The organism is Streptomyces sp. NPDC001508, assembly GCF_040298665.1.
Taxonomy (GTDB): Bacteria; Actinomycetota; Actinomycetes; order Streptomycetales; family Streptomycetaceae; genus Streptomyces.
Genome location: NZ_JBEPAP010000001.1, coordinates 161,315 through 182,606, shown reverse-complemented (window position 1 = coordinate 182,606; position 21,292 = coordinate 161,315). Strand labels below are relative to the sequence as shown.

21 protein-coding genes are annotated in these 21,292 nt (G+C 68.2%); 16 read left to right on the top strand and 5 right to left on the bottom strand.

Annotated features, from left to right (window positions below; all coding sequences use genetic code 11):
* The first annotated feature begins 374 nt into the window (after positions 1–374).
* Both ABT245_RS00725 and ABT245_RS00720 read left to right on the top strand, forming a co-directional pair.
* Positions 375–1,259, top strand: a complete 885-nt coding sequence (locus tag ABT245_RS00725) for a MurR/RpiR family transcriptional regulator (RefSeq protein ID WP_351727315.1) — start codon at positions 375–377, stop codon at positions 1,257–1,259.
* A gap of 278 nt (positions 1,260–1,537) precedes the next feature.
* Positions 1,538–2,356 (top strand): YmdB family metallophosphoesterase, encoded by an 819-nt coding sequence (locus tag ABT245_RS00720; RefSeq protein WP_351727314.1) that lies wholly within the window; start codon positions 1,538–1,540, stop codon positions 2,354–2,356.
* Between the two features lie 30 nt (positions 2,357–2,386).
* Here ABT245_RS00720 and ABT245_RS00715 read toward each other — a convergent pair whose 3' ends face one another.
* Positions 2,387–2,542, bottom strand: coding sequence for a hypothetical protein (locus ABT245_RS00715; RefSeq protein ID WP_351727312.1), 156 nt, complete (start codon positions 2,540–2,542; stop codon positions 2,387–2,389).
* Here ABT245_RS00715 and ABT245_RS00710 point away from each other — a divergent pair.
* The 5 genes from ABT245_RS00710 (at position 2,526) to ABT245_RS00690 (ending at position 8,586) form a co-directional block, all read left to right on the top strand.
* On the top strand, positions 2,526–3,986 hold the full coding sequence (locus tag ABT245_RS00710) for an ABC transporter substrate-binding protein (protein WP_351727310.1): 1,461 nt from the start codon (positions 2,526–2,528) through the stop codon (positions 3,984–3,986). The two genes, ABT245_RS00715 and ABT245_RS00710, sit on opposite strands and share 17 nt — an antisense overlap.
* An 81-nt stretch (positions 3,987–4,067) precedes the next feature.
* Positions 4,068–5,069 (top strand): ABC transporter permease, encoded by a 1,002-nt coding sequence (locus tag ABT245_RS00705; RefSeq protein WP_351727308.1) that lies wholly within the window; start codon positions 4,068–4,070, stop codon positions 5,067–5,069.
* Positions 5,066–5,959: an ABC transporter permease gene (locus ABT245_RS00700; RefSeq protein WP_351727307.1), complete on the top strand. Its 894-nt coding sequence runs from the start codon at positions 5,066–5,068 to the stop codon at positions 5,957–5,959. Before ABT245_RS00705 ends, ABT245_RS00700 begins: the two co-directional genes overlap by 4 nt.
* Positions 5,956–7,641, top strand: coding sequence for an ATP-binding cassette domain-containing protein (locus tag ABT245_RS00695; protein ID WP_351727305.1), 1,686 nt, complete (start codon positions 5,956–5,958; stop codon positions 7,639–7,641). The genes ABT245_RS00700 and ABT245_RS00695 overlap by 4 nt, the downstream gene beginning before the upstream one ends.
* Before the next feature lie 66 nt (positions 7,642–7,707).
* A complete protein-coding gene (locus ABT245_RS00690; RefSeq protein ID WP_351727304.1) occupies positions 7,708–8,586 on the top strand; it encodes a MurR/RpiR family transcriptional regulator in 879 nt (292 codons plus the stop codon).
* A gap of 133 nt (positions 8,587–8,719) precedes the next feature.
* Here the strand turns inward: ABT245_RS00690 and ABT245_RS00685 are convergent, their stop codons facing one another.
* A complete protein-coding gene (locus ABT245_RS00685) occupies positions 8,720–9,580 on the bottom strand; it encodes an endonuclease/exonuclease/phosphatase family protein (protein ID WP_351727302.1) in 861 nt (286 codons plus the stop codon).
* 63 nt (positions 9,581–9,643) lie between these two features.
* Positions 9,644–10,411 carry a phosphonate metabolism transcriptional regulator PhnF gene (phnF, locus tag ABT245_RS00680; RefSeq protein ID WP_351727300.1) on the bottom strand — a complete coding sequence of 256 codons (768 nt, stop codon included), beginning with the start codon at positions 10,409–10,411 and terminating at the stop codon, positions 9,644–9,646.
* Positions 10,412–10,568: 157 nt separating this feature from the next.
* On the opposite strand from phnF, the gene phnG reads away from it, so the two are divergent.
* Genes phnG through phnN form a run of 9 tightly spaced genes read left to right on the top strand, consistent with a single transcriptional unit; the run spans position 10,569 to position 18,195 of the window.
* Positions 10,569–11,042, top strand: coding sequence for a phosphonate C-P lyase system protein PhnG (gene phnG / locus ABT245_RS00675; protein WP_351727299.1), 474 nt, complete (start codon positions 10,569–10,571; stop codon positions 11,040–11,042).
* Complete coding sequence (gene phnH, locus ABT245_RS00670) at positions 11,039–11,665, top strand: phosphonate C-P lyase system protein PhnH (protein WP_351727297.1); 627 nt, start codon at positions 11,039–11,041, stop codon at positions 11,663–11,665. The genes phnG and phnH overlap by 4 nt, the downstream gene beginning before the upstream one ends.
* Positions 11,665–12,750, top strand: coding sequence for a carbon-phosphorus lyase complex subunit (locus ABT245_RS00665; protein WP_351727296.1), 1,086 nt, complete (start codon positions 11,665–11,667; stop codon positions 12,748–12,750). Before phnH ends, ABT245_RS00665 begins: the two co-directional genes overlap by 1 nt.
* Entirely contained in the window at positions 12,747–13,610 is an 864-nt protein-coding gene (locus ABT245_RS00660) for an alpha-D-ribose 1-methylphosphonate 5-phosphate C-P-lyase PhnJ (protein ID WP_351727295.1), read from the top strand. Before ABT245_RS00665 ends, ABT245_RS00660 begins: the two co-directional genes overlap by 4 nt.
* Entirely contained in the window at positions 13,607–14,386 is a 780-nt protein-coding gene (phnK, locus tag ABT245_RS00655) for a phosphonate C-P lyase system protein PhnK (RefSeq protein ID WP_351727293.1), read from the top strand. Before ABT245_RS00660 ends, phnK begins: the two co-directional genes overlap by 4 nt.
* Positions 14,387–14,388: 2 nt before the next feature.
* Entirely contained in the window at positions 14,389–15,108 is a 720-nt protein-coding gene (gene phnL, locus ABT245_RS00650; RefSeq protein ID WP_351727751.1) for a phosphonate C-P lyase system protein PhnL, read from the top strand.
* Entirely contained in the window at positions 15,105–15,818 is a 714-nt protein-coding gene (locus ABT245_RS00645; RefSeq protein WP_351727291.1) for a DUF1045 domain-containing protein, read from the top strand. The genes phnL and ABT245_RS00645 overlap by 4 nt, the downstream gene beginning before the upstream one ends.
* On the top strand, positions 15,815–16,987 hold the full coding sequence (locus tag ABT245_RS00640) for an alpha-D-ribose 1-methylphosphonate 5-triphosphate diphosphatase (protein ID WP_351727289.1): 1,173 nt from the start codon (positions 15,815–15,817) through the stop codon (positions 16,985–16,987). Before ABT245_RS00645 ends, ABT245_RS00640 begins: the two co-directional genes overlap by 4 nt.
* Positions 16,984–18,195 (top strand): phosphonate metabolism protein/1,5-bisphosphokinase (PRPP-forming) PhnN, encoded by a 1,212-nt coding sequence (gene phnN / locus ABT245_RS00635; protein ID WP_351727288.1) that lies wholly within the window; start codon positions 16,984–16,986, stop codon positions 18,193–18,195. The genes ABT245_RS00640 and phnN overlap by 4 nt, the downstream gene beginning before the upstream one ends.
* Before the next feature lie 424 nt (positions 18,196–18,619).
* On the opposite strand, the gene ABT245_RS00630 is transcribed toward phnN, so the two are convergent.
* Both ABT245_RS00630 and ABT245_RS00625 read right to left on the bottom strand, forming a co-directional pair.
* Positions 18,620–19,528 carry a LysR family transcriptional regulator gene (locus ABT245_RS00630; protein ID WP_351727286.1) on the bottom strand — a complete coding sequence of 303 codons (909 nt, stop codon included), beginning with the start codon at positions 19,526–19,528 and terminating at the stop codon, positions 18,620–18,622.
* A 171-nt stretch (positions 19,529–19,699) separates the two neighbouring features.
* Positions 19,700–21,091 (bottom strand): MFS transporter, encoded by a 1,392-nt coding sequence (locus ABT245_RS00625; RefSeq protein ID WP_351727285.1) that lies wholly within the window; start codon positions 21,089–21,091, stop codon positions 19,700–19,702.
* Between the last annotated feature and the right edge of the window lie 201 nt (positions 21,092–21,292).

The window sequence follows — 21,292 nt, the reverse complement described above, 5'->3', positions numbered from 1 at the left end:
CGGGGGTGTTCCTCGTTTCCGGAGTTGATCGGCCGCCTGGACGCGGCGGACGCAGGGCCTTGATGCACGGGACCTCGGTACTGGGCCGGCGCCGGGCGCCCGACCGGCCCTGAGAAGGTGTGCTCTTGGGGCCGTTTCGGGGTCGGTGTTGCCATCCCGTGCGGCCGCCCACGCAGGAGCGTTCGAACACCTGTCGACCCGTGCCGACGGTGCCAGGTTCGAAGCCGGGGATGGCGTGGGAGCCAAGCCAGGGTTACCGAAGGATGAACTATCCAGGTATGGCTGGAACTCGGGATGGATAATCCATCCCGTGCTAGTGTCCCGCTTGCATCGACAGTCGATCCATGCTGTGTAAACGAATGAACGGAGGCCCCGTGGCCGCAGGCAAGTCAGCCCTGATGAGCGGCGAATTCGTCACCCGTGCTCAAGCCGCGCTGCCCAGCCTGGGCGTCACGGACAAACGGGTCATCGAGCTGATTCTCAATGAGCCCGAAGCGGTCGTGCACGGCTCGGTGACCGAGGTCGCACAGAAGGCGGGGGTCGCCCAGTCCTCCGCGGTCCGTGCCTGCCAGCGCATCGGGTACCGGGGCTACCAGGACGTCAAGCTCGCCATCACCCGCGATCTCGCCCAGCAGGAAGAACAGGGACAAGAGCTGGCCCACGAAGAGGGGATCGACAGCCGGACACCTGCCGGTGACATCCTCGACCGCATACTGCGCCGCAGCGCCCGCGCCCTGGTCGACGCGGCGCAGACCGTCGAGCCCGAGTTGCTGTCCCTCACCATCGACCGCATGGCGGTGGCCGCGCGCGTCCTCGTCGTCGGGAACGGGACCTCCGCCGCCCCGGCCCACGACGTCGCCTACCGGCTGTCGGCGCTCGGCCTCGTGACGACGTATCCCACCGATGTGATGGCCCAGCACCTGGCGGCACGGCATCTCGACGACTCTTGTGTGTGCCTGGTCATCAGCCACACCGGTGCCAGCCGCGAGTCGCTGCTGGCCGCCGAGGCGGCCCGGGGGGCGGGCGCCTTCGTCGTCGCCGTCACCAGCTTCATCAACTCGCCCCTGACCCGCGTCGCGGACGCCGCACTGATCGCGGGAGGGCCCGAGTACGGCTTCCGGCTCGAAGCCATGGCAAGCCGCCTCGCCCACCTGGGCATCATTGACGCGCTCTTCGTCGGCATCGCGGTCCGCCGCCCCGAAGCATCGGCGAAAGCACTCGACGTGATGGCCGACATCACGATCGAACACTCCCTGTAGAAGACACACGCCGGCGCTCCACCGCTTGCCCCGTAACCGCAGGCCCGCGCATGACCGTTGCCGAACTGGTCCTGAAAGGTGCGATGCTGCGCCCCGTCCGCACGGGCGCCCATCCGGCCGTCCAGAGGGCGCGTACAAGACCTCAGACAACTCGATGCCGGGCCTGCCGGCGACACAAACTGGTGAGGGAAGTTCCAGGACGAAGACTGATGGAGGATTCATCCTTCGTTCATCAACTGCGGTGAACATTTTTCCATCGAGGGTTCTACGGTCGCACCATGAATCAGATGCGTGTGATGACCGTGGGTGACGTTGTCGGTCCCGAAGCGGCCGCGTGGCTCGGCGCCCGCCTCCCGGACCTCCGTGCCGAGTACGAGCTCGACTGGATCGTGGTGAACGCCGAGAACGCGGCGGTCACCGGCCCGTCGCCGTACAACGGATTCGGGACCACCCGCAAGGAACTGGACGTCCTCATCGCCGGTGGCGCCGACGTCATCACCGGCGGGAACCACTCCTGGGACGGTCCCGAGGTCGCGGAGTCCTTCGCCTGCCCGCAGGTGGTCCGCCCGCTCAACGTGCCGGAGACGCGCGGCAAGGGTGTCCTGACCATCGGTGAGGGCGACAAGAAGCTGACGGTGGTGAACCTGCTGAGCCCCGGCGCAGTGGGCGGGGCGTGCCTGGCCCCGAAGCCGACCGACCTGTGGGACGCGTGGACGGAGCTGGTCGAGGGCGGTCTGCTCCAGGGGGCGGTCGTCGTCGACCTGCACAGCGGGTCGCCGGGGGAGAAGGCGTGGTTCTCCGGCGCCGTCGACGGGCAGGTCGCCGCGGTCGTCGGGACGCATACCCACGACGGGACGAAGCTCGCGCATGTGCTGCCCGGCGGCACCGGCTTTGTCGCGGAACTCGGTATGGCCGGCCGGCTGGGCTTCAGCGGGTTCGGGTTCGACCCGATCCACTTCGTCAAGGAGTACCGCGGGGAGGACACCTCCTCACTGCCGCCTTTCCAGCTCGCTACCGGTGATTTCACCCTGGGCGCGGCGATCTTCGACATCACCGACGGGCTCACCACGTCGGTGATCCGTGTCGATGCCGGCTGATCACCATTCCTCTCCTCCTCGAACCCCTCGTCAGAGAGCAGTCATGATGTCCATCTCCCCCGTGCGCCGATGGCGGCGGCTTCCGGCAGCCGCCGCGACCGCGGCAGTCGCCGCGCTGGTCCTGAGCGCGTGCTCGTCGGCGTCGAACGCCTCCAACGCCTCGAACGCCTTGAGCGATGAGATCACGATCGCGGACCATGCGATTCCGCAGTCGCTGGACCCGATGAACTCGGCGTCCTACGAGGTAACACAGCTGACCTTCCTGTGGGGCGGCTATCTCACGAACTACTCCGACGGGAAGGCCAGCGGCACCCCGCAGCTGGCCAGGTCGGTCACCGCCTCGTCCAACGGGCTGACCTGGACGATCAAGCTGCGTTCCGGGCTGAAGTTCTCCGACGGATCCGCCCTGACCTCCAAGGACGTCGCCGCGACGTTCGACCGGATCCTGTCGACGCCGAACGTCGCCGGTGACAACTTCATCGGCCCCGCGATGAGCAGCATCAAGAAGGTCACCACGCCCGACAACGGCACCGTCTCGCTTGCGATGAGCCGTCCCTATCCGGGCCTGCCGGCCGCTCTGTCGGTGCCGGAGATGGTCATCCTGCCGGCGTCGGGCATCGCGAAGGGCGACGGCTTCTGGAAGCACCCGATCTCGGCCGGCCGGTTCAAGTTCGACACCCTCGACACGACCAACGGCAAGTTCACCCTCTCGGCGAACAACGACTACTACGACACCACGCCGCGCAAGGTAAAGAAGATCAACTTTGTTGCCGTCACCGACGCGGCGACACGTCTCGCGCAGCTCAGGAGCGGGCAGGTCGACTACGCCGACAACATCCCGGGGAACCTGCTGTCGCAGGTGAAGAGCCCGCTCACGCTCGATACGGCGAAATGGAACGGCGGCCAGATGGCGCTGTCCGTCAACTTCAACAACCCCATCGCCGGTGACAAACGCGTGCGCCAGGCGATCTCGCTCGCCGTCGACCGTCAGCAGATCGCCGACTCGGCGCTCGGCGGCGAGCGCGTCGGGCTGCCGCTTTACGGCATCCCGTGGAACCAGGACAACAAGTCGCCGAACGTCAAGGCCACCAAGCAGGACATCGCCGCGGCGAAGGCGAAGCTCAAGGGCACCAAGTGTGAGAACGGGTGCACCATCCCGCTCGTCACCGTCACCGACTCCGCATGGCAGGTGCCGCTCGTCGCACAGGTCGTACAGCAGCAGCTCAAGGCCATCGGCATCCGGCTGGAGATCGAGAACACGCCCTTCAACCAGGTCGGCGACCGGCTCAAGCAGGGCGACTGGGGGCTGTTCACCCGGTGGATCGGCTACTACGAAAACACCCAGAGCTATCTCGGTGGCTACATCTACGGCGACCCGACATCGGGCAACAACGCCAACTTCTGGGGAACGCTGCCGACGAAACCGGACATGCCGCAGCTGAAGAAACTGTCGGACCAGCTGAAGACCGCCTCCTCCAGTGAGGCACCCGGTCTGGTCGAGAAGATCAACGAGGAGTACGTGAAGGAACTTCCGTCGATCCCGCTGACGACCCTGAGCTATGTAGGTGTGTCCCGGTTCCCGAGCGATGTCATCCACAGCGTGGGCGCTTCGTACCTGGTCCTGCCGTAACCCGCGGGAGGGGCTCGCACCGCGGGCCCCTCCCTCCCCCTTCCGCACGGCTCCCGCCGTTCACGAGAGAAAGCACCGTAGATGTCCTCAGCAGTCTGGCCCGGTCCGGCGGCCCGCCGGACCGGTAGCCGCGCAGGCAAGCGCCTGGCCGCCAGGGTAAGTCCGATCGCCCAGGCGATCGTCGTGACCCTGCTCGTCATGATCATCACGTTCTTCCTCATCCGGACGCTGCTCGGTGACCCGGCCGTCGTCATGATCGGAGGGAACACCGGCGCGAGCCCGGAGCGGATGGCGGCCCTCCGCACCGAACTCGGACTCGACAAGCCGCTCCTGGCGCAGTTCCTCGACTATGCGACCGGTCTCCTCCACGGCGACCTCGGCAACTCCTTCCAGCACCCGACCACCACCGTTGCGAGCGTCGTCATGAACGGTGCCGGGGTCACGTTCGCTCTCGTCGGTGTGACGCTGCTGATCTCGTCCGTCGTCGGCATCGGGCTCGGACTGCTCTCCGCAGGCGGCAACTGGCCGGTGTTCGACAACATCCTCCGCGTGCTCTCGCTGCTCGGTCTCGCGGCACCGGGCGCGCTGATCGGGCTCGTGCTCATCCTCACGGTCGCGCTCCGCGGAGGACTGTTCCCCACCGGCGGGTGGGGCAGCGGCTACCCCGACAACTTCCAGTACCTCATCCTGCCCGCGCTGACCGTGTCGTTCTGGTTGACCCCGATCATCCTGCGTGCGGTGCGCGAACGCGCCGGCGAGGTACTGCACGAACCCTTCGCCGAAGCCGCCGCGGCGCGCGGCATGTCGCGGGCCCGGCTCATGCTCCGCCATGTGGCCCCGAACTGCGCCGGTCCGGTGCTTGCCGTCATCGGTGTCAGCCTGAGCTACCTGATCAGCGGAGCGGTCATCGTCGAGATCGTCTACGGCCTCCCCGGTATGGGACGGGCGATGACGACCGCCGTCGCAGCGCTGGACTTCCCCGTCATCCAGGGCATCGTCCTCCTCACCGGCGCAGTCGTCGTGGTGCTCAACCTGATCACCGAGATAGCCGCGCGCGTGATCGACCCGAGGACCGCCCGATGACCGCCGTCGTCGAGCCGCCCAACGTGGTGGCCGAGCCCCAGCCCGCTTCCCCCCGTCGCAGCCGCACACTGAACCTCCGGGCGGAGCGGCTGGTCGGACTGACCATCGTCGTGGTCCTCGCCCTGGCGTTCGTCATCGTCCCGATGGTCAGCTCGGTGTCGTCCTCCGACATCGCCTCGACGCCGCTCACTCCGCCCAGCGCCCACCATCTGTTCGGAACCGACCAACTCGGCCGGGACATCTTCGTCCGCACTTTCGAAGCCGGCCGGACAGACCTCGGGCTCATCGTCGTCAGCATCGCCGCCGCGGCATTCGGCGGGGCGCTCCTCGGCCTGATCGCCGCCTGTCTTCCGGCCGTGGGCCGCGCCGTGATCAGCAGGATCACCGATGCGACGATGGCGTTCCCGTACATCGTGCTCGTCATCGGGCTCGCCGCAGCGCTCGGCAACCGTGAGCTGATACCTGGCCTGCCGCGCGGCGCCGCCGCCATCAGCATCGCGATCGCGATCGCGTGCTGGCCCCCGTACACCCGGCTGACCATGTCCCGCGCGATCCTGCTCCGGGAGCGGGACTCCGTCGTCGCCGCCCGCGTCCTCGGATACGGACCGGTGCGCATCCTGTTCCGGCACATCGGTCCGGCGCTGGTGTCGATGAACCTGTCCTACGCCGCGACACAGGCGGTCGCGACGACCGCGCTGGTCGGTTCGCTGGCGTTCCTCGGCGTCGGCATCGTCCCGCCGACGCCCGAACTCGGTCAGATGATGGCCGACAGCATCGCCCTGCTGCCGATCGCCTGGTGGGCGCCGATCATTCCCGGCCTTGTCGTGCTTGTGCTCGGCGTCGGCTTCGCCCTCATGGCCGACTCCGCCGGTGGAAGGAACTCCCGATGACCGCTCTGCTCGACGTCCGCGACATCAACGTCACCATCGCACGGACGAAGGTGCTCACCGATGTGTCCCTCGCGCTCGACAGCGGTGAAGCGCTCGGCATCATCGGTGAGACCGGCTCGGGAAAGACGATGACCCTGCGCGCCATCACGGGGCTGCTGTCCTCCGTCGGCGGCCGGATCGAGTCCGGCGCGATCCACGTCGACGGCCGCGATGTGACCCGGGAGTCCCTGCGGAGCCGGCAGCGCACCCTCCGCGGGATCGTGTCGATGGTGCCGCAGGCGAGCATGTCGAGCCTCGACCCGCTGCAGCGAATCGGCAGTCAGGTGCGCGAAGCCCTGCAACTGGCCCGGCGCACCCGGGCGACCGATGACGATGTCCGCCAAGCGCTTGAGGCGGTGCGGCTCACCCCGACCGAAGTGCTGTTGCGCTCGCGACCCCATGAACTCTCCGGTGGGATGCGGCAGCGGGTGATGATCGCGCTCGCGCTCGCGTCCGAACCGCGCCTGCTTCTCGCCGACGAGCCGACCACCGCTCTGGACGCCTCCGTCCGCTCCAGTGTGCTGAACCTCTTCACCGAGCTGCGGTTCGAGCGCCGGCTCGGGCTTGTGATCATCTCGCACGACATCAACTCGATCGCGTCCGCGACCGATCGCGTCGTGGTCATGAACGAGGGGCGGGTGGTCGAGACCGGCCGCACCGCCGAAGTACTTGAGAACCCGCGGCATCCGTACACGCAGACGCTCGTCAGTGCCCTTCCCGAACGCACGCCTCGCGGGTACTACCTGCTGGCGCGCCGCTCGGGCGAGGTCTCCAAGGCCGTCACCGACGACGGGTACACACCGGTTCCGGCCCGAGCGGTGCCGACCGGGAAGGTGTCGACGGTCGAGGCCCGTCGGCTGGACTTCTCCTACGGCGACCGGCAGATCCTGCACGACATCTCCGTCCGCGTCCGGGCCGGCGAGCGGCTCGGGATCGTCGGCGAGTCCGGCAGCGGAAAGTCCACGCTCGCCCGGCTGCTCACCGGCGTCCTCCCCTCGGACCAGGTGACCGTCGACGGCAAGCCGTGGCGTCGCTTCGGCAGCCGGCAGCCGGAGCGGCACGAGGTGCAGCTGATCCTGCAAGACCCGTTCGCGTCCCTCACCGAAACACAGACCGCGCTCGCGTCCGTCGAGGAAGCATGCCGGACGGTGCAGAGGACGGCGCGGCGGGCAGCGCGCGAGCGCGCCCTCGAACTGCTCAAGGCGGTCGGCCTCACCGGCGATCTCGTGCACCGGCGACCGGGCCGTCTCAGCGGCGGGCAATGCCAGCGCGTCTCGATCGCCCGCGCCCTGGCTGCGAATCCGTCCGTCCTCGTCGCCGACGAACCGACGTCGGCGCTGGATCTGTCCGTGCAGGCGGAGATCGTGAACCTGCTGCTCAAGCTGACCACGCAGCGTCCACTCGGCCTTGTCGTCGTTTCGCACGACCTGGCGGTGATCTCCCATCTCTCCGACACCGTCGTGGTGATGGAACGGGGGCTCATCGTCGAGGCCGGTCCGACCGACCAGGTCCTCTTCCAGCCGCAACATCCCTACACCCGGCAGCTGGTGTCCGCGAACCCCTGGCTCGCACCGAACGTGGCCCCCGGTCCGGACGCGGACCAGCGAACCCGGGCCCGCACGGTGGAACCGACCGACGTGTAGCCGTGAACCGAACTGGATCGAGCGCGGCATTCGCGCGCCCCGTGGCGACAATGCTTGGATATGACCATGTCCGCTGACCTGACACCGGCGCCGCCCTCAAGCCTCGATCGCGGCACGCTCATCGCACGGATACGGGCGCTCCTGCCGTCGATGTCACCCACCCAGACAGCCGTCGCCAACGTCGTTCTGACGAACCCTTCAGGTGTCGTCCGTATGACGGTCAGCGACCTCGCCACGGTGTCCCGCAGTTCTGTGGGCAGCGTGGTGCGGTTCTGCAAGGACCTCGGCCTCAAGGGATTCCACGAGTTCAAGCTGCAACTCGCGTCGGAGGCATCGGCCGACGCCGACCATCACGACGAGGCGCAGGACGGAACACCGAGTTCGATCATCGCGTCGGTGTTCCAGGCCACGTCCCGTTCCATCGCTGCGGCTCAATCGAGCATCGACGCGGAGGAGTTCGAGCGCGCGGTGCACGCGCTCGACGCCGCACGGCGGATCGTGCTCGTCTCGACCGGCCCGTCCGCGCCGTTGGCGATGGACACCGCCCTGCGGTTCCGCAGCGTCGGTCTGCCGATCGAGAATCCCACGGACCCGATCTCGCAGCACATCTCCGCGTCGATGCTCACCAAGGGGGATGTGTGCCTGGCGATCAGTCACACCGGCAGAACGCGCGAGACGGTGGCCGCGGCGGAAGCGGCCCGTGATGCCGGCGCAACGGTCGTCGCGGTGACGAGCTTCTACCGCTCACCGCTGGTCGCGGCCTCATCGGTGACCCTCGTCGCCGGTTCCGGCGAGACCCGGTTCCAGATCGAGGCGATGATGAGCCGGTTCATCCATCTCGCGGTCCTCGACGCGCTCTACTCCGCGGTGACCGCAGAGAACGCCGAACGCACCCTGCGGGGCGCGGCTTTGACGGCGCGCGCCGAAGAGACCCACCGAATCTGACCGCTCGCTCCCGCTGCCCGGCCGGTGCCGGGAGCGGGAGCGTGTTCGTCGGCGCCGTGCGTGGTGCGCCGAGACACAACGAAACGGCGCGGCCCCGGGACAAGGGGACCGCGCCGTTGGCCGAGGCGGACGCCTAAGCCCACGCAGTGGGCTTGTCGAGCGCGTTGAACTCGAACTCGGCGAGCACGCCGTAGTGGTCGCTGGCGGTCGGGTACTCGTTGAACACGACCCTGCTGTCGTTGATCACGCTCTCCACCTCAAGGTGGTTCTCCGTCGAACCGGCGAACACATAGTCGATGCGGCGGTGGTGCGGCTCCTGCACCCAGTAGTTCGGGACGATGCCCTGCGCATCGACGACGCTGCGTGCCACCCACGGACTGTCGGTCGTCCAGGTGTACCCGGGAGTGCCGTCCCCAGCGATCGCCCAACTGTCGCGGAACGCCGCGCTGCGGCCGTTGATCGCGGACTTGCCGGTGTAGAAGCGGATGCAGTCCTGATCGGGGGCCGCGTCAAAGTCGCCGGCGAGAATCGTCGGCGCCGCCTGGCGTCGCCTCTCCTCCAACTCGGTGATGAACAGCGCCTGCTCGACGCGGGCTGCCTCGCGGGTGAACTTGAAGCTCGGCCGCGCGCCGAGGAAGAGCATGTCCACGCCGATCGGGAGAGGCACGACCGCCTCCCACACGTACGGGCCGTCCTCGGCCGGGAGCCGGTGTATGCCGATGCTCTTCGGCGCCCAGCGGGTACCGACGGCGGTGCCCCAGGCGGGCCAGCCAGCCTGCGTGTAGTCGGAGGCGTGGTGCCAGTGCAGGGGCGAGTTGTCGGACACGAGCTTGAACGCGTCACGCTCCGGGGTGCGCACCACCTCCTGGAGGAACACGATGTCGGCGTCGTGGCTGCGCAGCCCCTCCAGCAGGAGGGCGTCCCGCTTCTCACGATCCCGCGGGTCCAACCAGATGTTCAGGGTGAGCACGCGGAGGTTCATTTTCTTGGCCATGTCGCCACCTTAGGAGCCCTGGATGAACAATCTTCCACCCGCAAACAAACGATGGAAGCAACCTCAGTGGCTTCGTCCGTGCCCGCCCGGGTTGTCCAGTTCGTCGAAGTCGATGTCCAGCTCAACGCGGTCGGCGCGGAAGCGCGTGCTCGTGTACTGCAGCGGCGTGCGGTCGACAAGCGTGTTGACAGACCGCACGACCAGGACGATCGATCCCGCCGGGAGGTTCATGTCCTCGGTCTCGGTTCCGTTCGCGATACGGGAGCTGACCGCGCTCCAGGTGCGGACATAGTCGTCGATGCCGACCGCGCTGAGTGCCTTGGTGATGGATCGGGTCTGCCGCAGATGGATGTCGAGGTCCGGCGTCAGGGCGACGTCGAACCAGGAGGTCGACCGCGCGACCGTGGTCCCGTTCACATCGGCGACTGTCTCGACCTGCAGCGCGGGCCGCCCGTCGAGTCGCAGCCGGGTGGCTGCTTCGTGCGGTGGGTCTGCCACGATCTTTGCGGCTATCGGCCGGTGTGACGCCGTGCCCGCCTGGCCGATGCTGTCGCTGAGGCGCGTGCGCAGACTGATCCGGTGCACCAGGAGTGTGTGCGGGACGACGAACGTGCCGCTGCCCTGGCGTGTTGCCACGAGGCCTTCGGCGGCGAGCACCGCGACGGACTGGCGCACGGTGTTGCGGTGCACGCCGAACCGGTCGGCCAGCTCGCCCTCGGTCGGCAGTTTCGCTTCGGGCGGGAACGAGCCGTCGACGATTTCGCTGCGGAGTTGGTCGGCGATGAGGCGCCACGTCGAGTAACCCGTGGCAGAACGTGTGACGCGAGGCATAGTGCACCGAACATTACCGCCTGCCTGTCACGTCACAGCCAACTCGACCGTGAGTTCATCTCGCATCCATCCGATAGTCGTCTAGCTAGGTGGACAAATCTCAGGTGGCTCGTTACGTTCGATTCGTCCAAAGAGCCAGACAAATTTGGAGGTTGGAGTGACGAGTCCGACTGAGGCTTCTACGGCGCGAAGGCGGTGGATGCGAACTCTCGCGCAGGCGTCGCCCCGTCAGCTCGCCGGCGCCTGGGACGCTTGGGAAGCGAAGCCCGAGATCGAGGCGATCCGCGGCCCCGAAACGGGGCTGGTCATGGTCCGCGGCCGGGTGGGTGCAGGCGGGGACCGGTTCAACCTCGGTGAGACGACGGTGACCCGCGTCACACTCCGGCTGCACGGCGCCCCGCTCGCTGCGGACACCGTCGGCAGCGCGTATGTGCTCGGGACCGACCTCAAGCACGCCTGGCTCGCGGCAGCGTTCGACGGTCTGCTGGCGGACGAGCGACTGCGCGCACAGGTACTCACCGATGTCGTCGCGCCGCTGGAGCGTGACCAGGCGTCCTACGACGAGGCCCGGCAAGCCGAAGCGCGCAGCACCAAGGTCGACTTCTTCACGGTCGCGAGGGAACACGAATGAACACCGCGTCCACCACTGCGCCGGCGCCCGGGTTCGCCGATCCGACGGGCAAAGGACAGCACGTGTTCCGCGCCGTCCTCGACGCGCTCGCCCACCCCGGCCGCTCGTACCGGATCACCGGTCCGGCTCAGGCGCCCAAGGCACTCGGCACGGGGCTCGCGGCCGTCGCACTGACCCTGTTCGACGACGAGGTGTCGGTGTGGCTGCACCGGACGCTGGCGGAAGACCCCGACGTGACCTCGTACCTGGCGTTCCACACCGGCGCGCGGCTGACGAACGAGCATGGGTCGGCGAACTTCGTCGTCGCCACCCCGGACACGCTCCCGGCGCTCGATGCGCTCGCGCTCGGCACCGATGAGACACCTCACCAGTCGGCGACCATCGTCCTCGACGCGCGGACCCCGGGCGTCGGGGCGCGCTTCACCGCGACGGGTCCCGGCATCGACGGCCAAGTCGAGATCGAGGCCCCATGGGCACCCGCGGGGTTCTCGGCCGCGTGGACCCGCAACGGCGCGCTGTTCCCTCGCGGCGTCGACCTGCTCGTCATGAACGACGACTCGGTCGTCGCACTCCCTCGCACCACGCGTCTGCGCGCGGTGTCCGATCAGGATCAGGAGGCCTGATGTACGTCGCGGTCAAGGGTGGAGAGAAGGCGATTGCGAACGCGCACGCGTTGCTCGCGAAGGAAGGACGCGGTGATCCCGGCATCCCGGCGATCCACCAGGACGCCGTCGCCGGCCAGCTCCCGGTCCTGGTGTCCCGGGTGATGACCGAAGGGTCGCTCTACGACCCGAAGCTCGCGGCGCGGGCGATCCTGCAGTGCCAGGGCGACGTGCTCGAAGCGATCACGCTGGTGCGTTCCTACCGGACCACTCTGCCACGGTTCGGCTACTGCGAACCGATCGATACGGCCGGGCTCGCCCCGCAGCGCCGCGTGTCCGCGACGTTCAAGGACATCCCCGGCGGGCAGCAACTCGGCGCCACGTTCGACTACACACACCGGCTGTTCGCCGACCCCGTCACCGACGGCCCGACGGACCCTGACACCGACGCCGCGCCGATGCCGCGTGTGTCCGACCTGCTCGGCTCGGACGCTCTCCTCGAGCCGGACCGCGCCGCGGACTGGGCGGACCCGGAACCGGCCGACCTGACGCGCGAACCCACCGTGTTCCCGATGACCCGGGCCGAGCGCCTCCAGGGACTGGCTCGCGGCGACGAAGGGTTTCTGCTCGCCCTCGGGTACTCCACCCAGCGCGGGTACGGGAGCACGCACCCGTTCGCCGGTGAGATCCGCGTGGGACAGGTCGACGTCGAGTTCGACGCACCGGAACTCGGTTTCCCGGTGCCGCTCGGGCGGATCGAGGTCACCGAATGCCAGATGATCAACCAGTTCACCGGTAACGCCGACACCCCCGCTCAGTTCACCCGCGGCTACGGGCTCGTGTTCGGGCGCGGAGAACGGAAGGCGATGTCCATGTCGCTGGTCGACCGCGCCCTGCGGGCGAACGAGTTCCAGGAGCGGGTCGTCGCCCCCGCGCAGGACGAGGAGTTCGTGCTCAGCCATGCCGACAATGTGCAGGCCGCGGGCTTCGTGGAGCACCTCAAGCTCCCGCACTACGTCGACTTCCAGGCCGAGCTGCACCTCATCCGGCAGTTGCAACGCGACTTCCACGACAACGCCGGAAGCAAGCAGGAGACGAACGCGTGAGCGCCCAGCAGATCGAGTACAACACCGGCTACCTCGACGAGCAGACGAAGCGGATGATCCGCAGGGTGCTGCTCAAGGCCGTCGCAATCCCCGGGTTCCAGGTCCCGTTCGCCTCCCGCGAGGTGCCGCTTCCCCGGGGCTGGGGCACCGGCGGCGTGCAGCTCACCGCGGCGATCATCGGCTCCGATGACGTGCTCAAGGTGATCGACCAGGGCGCCGACGACACCACGAACGCGGTGTCCATCCGTGCCTTCTTCAACCTGGTGGCCGGCGTGCCGACCACGACCCGCACCGAGGACGCGACGATCATCCAGACCCGGCACCGCATCCCCGAGACGCCCCTCGGCGAGGGGCAGATCATGGTCTACCAGGTGCCGATCCCGGAGCCGCTGCGATTCCTCGAGGCCCGCGAGACCGAGACCCGGCGCATGCACGCACTCAACGAGTACGGGCTGATGTACGTCAAGCTGTACGAGGACATCGCCAAGTACGGGCACATCGCCAAGACATACGACTACCCGGTGCTGGTGAACCACCGGTACCTGATGGCGCCGTCCCCGACGCCGAGCTTCGACAACCCGAAACTGCACCAGAGTCAGGCACTGCACATCTTCGGCGCCGGCCGTGAGAAGCGCATCTACGCCATCCCGCCGCACACCGACGTCGAAAGCCTCGGGTTCGAGGACTACCCGTTCGAACCGCAGAACTTCGACCAGCCGTGCGCGATCTGCGGGTCCACCGGCGTGTATCTGGACCAGATCATCACCGACAACGCCGGCGGCGCCATGTACGCCTGCTCGGACAGCGACCATTGTGAGCGGGCGGCCGCTCGCGCCGAGAACGAAGAGGCGACCGCATGAGCATCGAGTCTCCGCTCCTGGAAGTGCGAAACGTCAGCCATCGATACGGCGACCGGTTCGGCTGCCGCGGCGTCCACTTCGACCTGTGGCCGGGCGAGGTGCTCGCGGTCGTCGGCGAATCCGGGTCCGGCAAGTCCACCTTGCTCGGCACACTCTCGCAGCGCCTGGACACCAGCGAGGGCAGCATCCGCTACCGGCTCGCCGACGGTGAGGTCGCGGACCTCGCGGAGCTGAGCGAAAGCGCGGTGCGCCGGCTCTGGCGCAGCGAGTGGGGCTTTGTGCACCAGAACGCGGCGGACGGGCTCCGCATGCACGTCAGCGCCGGCGGCAATGTCGGTGAGCCGCTGATGGCCAACGGGTGGCGCCACTACGGGCGCATCCGCGCGGAAGCGACTGACTGGCTCGAACGCGTCGAGATCCCCCGGGACCGGGTCGACGACACCCCCGCCGCGTTCTCCGGTGGTATGCGGCAGCGGCTGCAGATCGCCAGAAACCTCGTCGTCTCGCCGCGGCTGGTGTTCATGGACGAGCCGACCAGCGGCTTGGACGTGTCCGTGCAGGCACGCCTGCTCGACCTCATCCGTTCGATCGTCAGCGACCTGGGACTGGCCGTCATCATCGTCACGCACGACCTCGCCGTCGCCCGTCTGATCTCTCATCGAACTCTTGTGATGAAGGACGGCCGGGTCGTCGAGTCCGGTCTGACCGACCGGGTACTGGATGATCCCCAGGCCCCGTACACACAGCTGCTCGTCTCCTCGATCCTGCAAGGGTGACCATGACCACCGACCAGCCGACCCTCGCCGTCTCCGGCCTGGACAAGACCTTCACCATGCACTTGCAGGGCGGGCAGCGACTCGCCGTGCTGCGCGGGCTCGACTTCGACGTGTACGCCGGGGAGTGCGTCGTCCTCGGCGGCGCGTCCGGCGCCGGCAAAAGCTCCATCCTGAAGATGGTGTACGGCAACTACGCCGTCGACCGCGGCAGTGTCCTCCTGCGCGCCGGGAACATCGACATCGACATCGCGACCGCGAACCCCCGAGAGATCCTCGCCGCCCGTCGCGACGCGATGGGGTACGTCAGCCAGTTCCTGCGCTGTGTGCCCCGTGTGCCCGCCCTAGAAGTCGTCGCCGAACCGCTCGTCGCGCGCGGCGTCGACGCCACGGAGGCGGAGGAGCGTGCCGCCGAACTGCTGTCCCGCCTCGGCATTCCGGATCGCCTGTGGGGGCTTCCGCCGGCGACGTTCTCCGGCGGCGAGCAGCAGCGGGTGAACATCGCGCACGGCTTCATCGCCGACCTGCCGATGCTGCTCCTGGACGAGCCCACCGCCTCCCTCGACGCCCACAACCGCCGCGTGGTCGTGGAGCTGATCGCCGAGAAGATCGAAGCGGGCACCGCGATGCTCGGCATCTTCCACGACGCGGAGGTTCGCGAAACCGTCGCGGACCGTGTCGTGCCGGTCGAGGATTTCACCCCGATGAGCAAGGCGGCGGCGTGAGTCACCGGTACGCGATCTACGCCGTACCGGGTGTGGGAAGCACCGACGCCACAGAAGTCCTTCTTTGTGAACGCGCGGAATCCTGGCTCGGGCGAAGCGTCACCGGCCGCGCCACCCCGCAGGGTGTGCCAGAAGGGTGGACGCGTACGGCCGTCGACCGGATCACTCACGACGCGCGCCGGTACGGCTTCCACGGCACTCTCAAACCACCTTTCCGTCTCGCCTCCGGACACACCGTCGACGACGTCGCCACGGCCACCGCACGACTGGCCGCGGCGACCGCGCGAGTCACGATCCCACGGCTCACGATCAGCCGAATCGGCAGGTTCTACGCGCTCACACCTGGCGAGGACGCGCCGGCCCTGCACACGCTTGCCGCGTCCGTCGTGACGGAACTGGACCGGTTCCGGGCGCCGGCGACACCCGAGGAGATCGCCCGGCGAAAACCGCACACGCTCACCGAGCGCCAGCGGGCCCTGCTCACCGAACTCGGATACCCCTACGTGCTCGACGAGTTCCGTTTCCACCTCACCCTCACCGATCGCGTGCCGGACGACCTGCAAGACCAGGTCGAACAGACGCTGCGGCACTGGTTCCGCGGCTGCCTCGACCGGAACGTCACCGTCCGTGCGCTCGCCCTGTTCGTGGAAACCGAACCCGGCGCACCTTTCCGTATCCACTCACTCCACCCGCTGGAAGGCTCCCGATGACCAAGGAACTCGTCCTGACCAATGCCCGCCTGGTGCTCGGCGACGAGGTCGTACTCGGCTCGGTGGTCGTCCGTGACGGCCAGATCGCCGACATCGGCACGGGCACCGTGCCGGCAGGCAAGGACCTCGACGGCGACTACCTGCTGCCCGGCATCGTCGAAGTGCACACCGACCACGCCGAGTACCACATGCGTCCCCGGCCCGGCGTGCACTGGGATGCGCTGCCCGCCGTGCTCGCGCACGACGCCCAGATGACGGCCGCCGGCGTGACCACCGTTCTCGACGCGGTCCGGCTCGGCTCGGAGCCGAGCAACCGCGAGACGGTGACCCGATCGGCCCGGCGGCTGATGGACGCGATCACGACCGCCGCCGAAGCCGGAGCGTTCCGGGCCGACCATGCGGTCCACCTCCGATGCGAGGTGTCCGCCGGGGACTGCGCGGACCGGTTCGAGGAGTTCGCGGACGACCCGCGCGTGCGGCTGGCGTCGCTGATGGACCACACCCCCGGCCAGCGTCAGTTCAACGACCTCGCGGAGTTCAAGAAGTACTACGTCGGTAAGGGGCGGGTGTCCGACAGCGACATCGACGCGTACGTCGACGAGCTCCTGCGCGAGGCGGACCTCTACGCCGACCGCAACCGCCACCTCGTCGCCGGGGCGGCGCGCCGGCGCGGCATCGTCCTCGCGGCGCACGACGACGCGACGACCGAACATGTGAAGGAGTCCGTCGGACTCGGCGTGCGCATCGCCGAGTTCCCCACCACGATCGTGGCCGCCGAGTCCGCCGTCGCCCAGGGCCTGTCGGTCGTCATGGGCGCGCCGAACATCGTGCGGGGCGGCAGCCAGTCCGGGAATGTCGCCGCCTCGGCGCTCCTCGAACGAGGACTGCTCCACATCCTGTCGTCCGACTACGTGCCCTCCAGCCCGCTGCAGGCCGCCTTCCAGCTCGTCGCCGACGGGACGTTCCGTCTCCAGGACGCCGTCAAACTGATCAGCTCCAACCCTGCCAAGGCCGTCGGTCTGGACGACCGGGGCGACATCACGGTCGGCAAGCGCGGTGACCTGGTCCGTGTCCGCACGCACACGCTGCCCGGCACCCCGGAGCACCCGGCGGGGCTGACCGTGCCGATCGTCCGCACCGTGTACCGGCAGGGTGTGCGCGTCGCATGACCCCCCAGAAGATCGGTCCGGGCACGTTCGTCGCGGTCGTCGGTGCGAGCGGCGTCGGCAAGGACGCGCTCATCGCGGAGACCCGACGCCATGCGGGTCCGGACCTGTCCCTGCCACAGCGGCACATCACACGTGCACCCGGGCCGGGCGAGAACCACCTCCCGGTGTCCGCGCGCACGTTCCGCATCGCCGCCGAGGCGGGCCACTTCGCGATCGAGTGGAACGCCCATGGCCTGCGGTACGGAATTCCGATCGAGATCGATGACGACATCAGGGACGGACGCTCCGTCGTCGTGAACGTGTCCCGTTCCGTGCTCGGCGAACTGGCGGCACGCTACGAGCACCTTGCCGTCGTCCGCGTCACGGTCTCCGAAGCCGTCCGGGCGAGCCGACTGCGAGCCAGGGGCCGGGAGGACGCGGACGACGTGGCCCGACGGCTGCACCGTCCCGATCCCGCCCCTGACTACGCGGTGGACGCGGAGATCCACAACGACGGAACCATCGAGGCCGGAGCCGCCGCTCTGCTGCGCGTCATCCGGACAACGGCGCGCGGCGCCTCCGCGTCGGCCGCCGTCTCCGAATCGCCCCTCGGGCCGGGCGCGCTGCCGGCGGCCGGGATGGTGCACGAGGGCTCGACCGTCGTCGCCGGCGCGCTCGGCCGGTACACGGAGGTCGGGCAGGGTTCTCGGCTCGCCGACGTCGAGCTGGGTGACTACAGCTATTGCGACCGGTACTGCGACCTTGCGAACACGACCGTCGGGAAGTTCTCGAACATCGCGAGCTTCGTGCGGATCGGTGCGACCGACCATCCGCTCGACCGGGCGAGCCTGCACCACTTCATGTACCGCTCCGCGAAGTACTGGCCCGACGCCGAGGACGACGCGGAGTGGTTCGAGCGGCGGCGCTCCCGCCGTACGACGATCGGGCACGACACATGGATCGGGCACGGGGCGCAGGTGAAGCCGGACGTGGCCGTCGGGAACGGGGCGGTGATCGCGTCGGGCGCGATCGTCACGAAGGACGTCCCCCCGTACGCGATCGTCGCAGGTGTGCCGGCGCGGGTCATCCGGTTCCGGCAGCCGCCCGAGATCGCGGAGCGGCTGGACCGGCTCGCCTGGTGGGACTGGGACCATGCCACGCTCCGCGAGCGGCTCGACGACTTCCGCACGCTGAACGCGGTCGATCTGCTTGACCGCTACGAGTTCTGATCCTTGACGCGCCCGGCTCAGCGACTACGGACCGAAGCGCCGCTTCCGTGGGGGCCGTCGGAAAAGGGCCCGCATCACCGGGCACCTCACCGACGGCCCACCCAACGGGTCCGGCAAGCCGGCAGGGAGGACGCCTGTAGCGCCGGGAGGTCGCGAATCCGAGCCTCGCCGACGGAATCGGCTGCCGGCGGGCACCGTCACAGCGGACACCGTGCGCCTGTGCGTCGATGCCGAACGTCGGCATCTCTTCGATGCCGAGGGCATACGCATCGACATAGAGCAGGCGTGGTCACCGAGGAAACGCGCCTTCCGCTACGGCGCTGCACTCGCCGCCTTCCTGGAGGCCGACGTCATCCAGCCGCACAGCCGCGGAGAGCGCGAGGCCGTACGCGTGCTGCCGGCCGCATGGCAGGGCCGGTCACGATCAGGGGAAAGTGTCAGCGCCAGGTTGGAGCGCGTGCCTGCGGCACAGTCCGATGAAGCGGTTCACCACCGATGACCGCGTGGAACCAGGTAGCCAGGACACCACCAAAGTGGTGGTCGGAGCAGGGGCTACGAACTGTCGCACGCGCACCCTGGGCGGGCAGAGCTTGGTCGCTCGGCGCTCGTCCAGCACGGCAATGCCGACACCGTTGGCAACCTCGCGCAGGATGTGCTCCGCTTCGGGTTGCTCCATGACGATTTTCTGCGGTCGTTCGCCCCAGATCTGCCGTCTGATCTCGTCGTGGTAGGCGGGACCTTGCGATCGTGGCCAGTGAATGAGCGGAAGCTCCACCACGTCGTCGTAGGTGACGCGTTCCAAGGGGGCGAGCGGGTGATCACCAGGCATGGCGACCACCAGCTCTTCGGTGGCGACGACCATCGAGTCGACCGCCTGGTCACGCACGATGGACCTGGCGAAGGCGACGTCCACCTCGCCGGCTTCGAGCAGTTCCAAGTTGCGGCTTGTCCACGCCGAGGTCAGTGAGATCTGCACCCCGGGATAGTGGGCGCGGAAGCGCTCGACCAGCTCGTGCATGTTCAGATCGGCTCCGGAGCGGGTGTAGGCGACCCGAAGTGTCCCCGTGGGCTGCTCGACGGCCATCCGTACGCGTTCGACGCACAGATCGACTTGGGCGAGGACAAGCTCGCCCTGCTCGCAGAGCACTTCGCCGGCGGTCGTCAGAGAGATGGGTTTGGTGCTTCTGTCGATCAGCTGCGCACCGACCTCGTGCTCCAGGACCTTGATCTGCTGGGACAGGCCCGGCTGCGAGATGTGCAGCTTCTCAGCTGCACGGCCGAAGTGCTGCAAGCGCGCGAGCACTAGAAAGTACTCCAACCTTCTCAAGTCCATCGCTCTTTTTGTGTGCCCTCCGCTGGTGACGCTTGTGTGCTCGCCGAGGGAAGCGCGGTACGACCTGCGGCGCCGGCGCTGCCGACTGTGGGACGAGCAACCGCCGGATCGCAGTGTCCCCTGGGTGCACGTGGGACCGCGTGCACCCAGGGGTCGGCCTTATCGGTGAGGTCAGCTCTGCAACCGTGCAGGAGCGTGCTGCTCCCTGCCGTCGTGCGGTGAGCCGGACACCTCATTATTGCCGTGAAGCTCCGCGGTATCTACATCCTGTTCCAGGGCAGTTCCACCGGTCTCTTTGAGGAAGCAGAATATGATCAAACCGGCGATGAGTGCGATCGAGGACGCGTAGACGGCGGGAGAGATCAGCAGGCCGGTCAAGGCGACCAGCCACGCGGCGACGAAGGGAGCGGTTCCGGCGAAGATCGTGTAGGCGAGGTTGTAGCTCATCGAGTTGCAGCTGTACCGGACCGACGTCGGGAACAGCTCGGCGGACAGAGTCGGCACGACCCCCGAGACCGGTGCGATGCACAGGCCGAAGACGATCTGGCCGAGCAGCACGCCGACGAGGTGGCCGGTCTGCATCAGCAAGAAGGCCGGAACACCGAGCGCGGTCAGGGCGACCAACCCCGTCATGATCACCGGTCGGCGTCCGAATCGGTCGGCGGCCCGGCCGCCGAGAAGGACCGCGGCACAGAAGATCACGATGGCCGTGCTGTTCATGAACAGCGAGGCGTCCCGGCTGACACCCAGCTTTGTCTCCGTATAGGTCACCATGTACGAGTTCAGGATGTAGTACGACGATGCGGTGACCGCCGCGGCACAGAACACGAGGAGCATCTTGCGCCACTGGGTGCGGATGCCGGTGAGCAGCGGGTTGCGGGGAGCCACTCCTGCCGCCTTCATTTCGGTGAAGACCTCAGGTTCGGCCAGGCGCAACCGCACATACAGACCGATCAGTCCCAGGGGCGCGCCCAGCAGGAAAGGGATACGCCAGCCCCATGCGGCGAAGGCGGCGTCGTCCAGGAGAACGGAGACGGGCAGGATGACGATGGCGCCCAGGACCGCGGGGATCGCGGACGACACCGTGATGGCGCTGACGTACGTCGCCCGCTTGTTGTCCGGCGCCGATTCGGCCAAGTAGGACGTCGCCCCGGCGAACTCGCCGCCGTTGGAGACGCTCTGCAGACATCGGCAGATCAGCAGGAGCACCGGGGACAGGAGTCCCACGCTGGTGTAGGTCGGAAGCAGACCGATCGCGGTTGTGGTCGCCGCCATCAGGAGAATCGCCGCGGTCAGCGCTTTCGTGCGCCCGAACTTGTCGCCGACGTAACCGAACACGAAGCCGCCCAGCGGGCGGAAGAGGAATCCCAGGGCGAAGACCACAAAGGTGCTGAGCAGCGCGGCCGTGGGATCGGCTTCGGGGAAGAACTGGCTTGCGATGGTCGGTGCCAGCAGCCCGTAGATGGCGAAGTCGTAATACTCCGTGAGTGTCCCGGCGGCAGCACCGAAGATCGTACGTCGGTTCGTCGGCCGGCCTGCTGGGGTCAATGCGGTGGCGGTCATGGCTCGTCCTTCTCGTCGCCGAGGCGGCGACTACGTCGTTGGCCTGAGGTGGCGCCTTCCAGGTGAAACGTGGACTGATCGGGTCGGACGTGGGTGTGTGAGGGCTTTGCGCGGCCTGATCTCCGAGCCCTGACGGGACCGGAAACCAGGCCGTGGGATCAGGACAAGGCCGGGTCAGTCCGATGGTCGTGGGGCGTGACC

What these genes read in the sequence shown, in the direction of transcription:
- ABT245_RS00695 (WP_351727305.1), top strand. Translation starts at nt 5,956, where the DNA reads ATGACCGCTCTGCTCGACGTCCGCGACATCAACGTCACCATCGCACGG.
- ABT245_RS00625 (WP_351727285.1), bottom strand. Translation starts at nt 21,091, where the DNA reads ATGACCGCCACCGCATTGACCCCAGCAGGCCGGCCGACGAACCGACGT.
- ABT245_RS00720 (WP_351727314.1), top strand. Translation starts at nt 1,538, where the DNA reads ATGAATCAGATGCGTGTGATGACCGTGGGTGACGTTGTCGGTCCCGAA.
- ABT245_RS00640 (WP_351727289.1), top strand. Translation starts at nt 15,815, where the DNA reads ATGACCAAGGAACTCGTCCTGACCAATGCCCGCCTGGTGCTCGGCGAC.
- phnL (WP_351727751.1), top strand. Translation starts at nt 14,389, where the DNA reads ATGACCACCGACCAGCCGACCCTCGCCGTCTCCGGCCTGGACAAGACC.
- phnH (WP_351727297.1), top strand. Translation starts at nt 11,039, where the DNA reads ATGAACACCGCGTCCACCACTGCGCCGGCGCCCGGGTTCGCCGATCCG.
- ABT245_RS00690 (WP_351727304.1), top strand. Translation starts at nt 7,708, where the DNA reads ATGTCCGCTGACCTGACACCGGCGCCGCCCTCAAGCCTCGATCGCGGC.
- ABT245_RS00685 (WP_351727302.1), bottom strand. Translation starts at nt 9,580, where the DNA reads ATGGCCAAGAAAATGAACCTCCGCGTGCTCACCCTGAACATCTGGTTG.
- ABT245_RS00630 (WP_351727286.1), bottom strand. Translation starts at nt 19,528, where the DNA reads ATGGACTTGAGAAGGTTGGAGTACTTTCTAGTGCTCGCGCGCTTGCAG.
- ABT245_RS00665 (WP_351727296.1), top strand. Translation starts at nt 11,665, where the DNA reads ATGTACGTCGCGGTCAAGGGTGGAGAGAAGGCGATTGCGAACGCGCAC.
- ABT245_RS00700 (WP_351727307.1), top strand. Translation starts at nt 5,066, where the DNA reads ATGACCGCCGTCGTCGAGCCGCCCAACGTGGTGGCCGAGCCCCAGCCC.
- phnF (WP_351727300.1), bottom strand. Translation starts at nt 10,411, where the DNA reads ATGCCTCGCGTCACACGTTCTGCCACGGGTTACTCGACGTGGCGCCTC.
- phnN (WP_351727288.1), top strand. Translation starts at nt 16,984, where the DNA reads ATGACCCCCCAGAAGATCGGTCCGGGCACGTTCGTCGCGGTCGTCGGT.
- ABT245_RS00705 (WP_351727308.1), top strand. Translation starts at nt 4,068, where the DNA reads ATGTCCTCAGCAGTCTGGCCCGGTCCGGCGGCCCGCCGGACCGGTAGC.
- phnK (WP_351727293.1), top strand. Translation starts at nt 13,607, where the DNA reads ATGAGCATCGAGTCTCCGCTCCTGGAAGTGCGAAACGTCAGCCATCGA.